This window comes from Streptomyces sp. 13-12-16 (genome assembly GCF_002114215.1).
Taxonomy (GTDB): domain Bacteria; phylum Actinomycetota; class Actinomycetes; order Streptomycetales; family Streptomycetaceae; genus Streptomyces.
Window position 1 is genome coordinate 1 of sequence record NZ_NCTE01001284.1, and the last position, 497, is coordinate 497.

Annotated in this window: 1 pseudogene; it reads right to left on the minus strand. The window is 78.7% G+C overall.

The features are described from left to right. Window positions 1–130: 130 nt before the first annotated feature. Window positions 131–497, minus strand: a pseudogene (locus B7767_RS39440) (FAD:protein FMN transferase); the annotation flags it as partial.

The following is a 497-nucleotide window of genomic DNA, read 5'->3' on the forward strand; positions in this document are numbered from 1 at the left end:
CCCTGCCCGCAGCCGCGGGCTCCCGCCCCGCAGCCGCGGGCAGTCGTGCCGCTGGGGCGGCACGGGTGGGCGCGGCGGCACCTCGCGAACGCGGGGGAGTGACACGCCGGTACCTCAGCCGCGGCGCCGCTCACCCCAGCCAGCCCGCCAGCCCCCCGGTGCACCGCACCTCGTCACCCGCCGTGATCAGCAGGGCCTCGACGTCCGGGAGGGACTCCAGCCATCGCAGTCCCTCCCGCGAGCCCATCGCGAACGCCGCCGTGGCCCAGCAGTCCGCCCACGTCAGGCGAGGGGCCACGACGGTCACCGAGACCAGGTCGGTCACCGCGGAGCGGCCCGTGCGCGGGTCGACGATGTGATCACCCCGCTCGGCCGTGCCGGACGTCGCCACAGCCAGTTCCGAGGCACCCGCCGCGGAGACGACCGCGGCGAGACCGCCCGGACGCAGCGGGTCCGACACCCCCACCCGCCACGGCCGCCCCGCCCCCCGCCCCCCC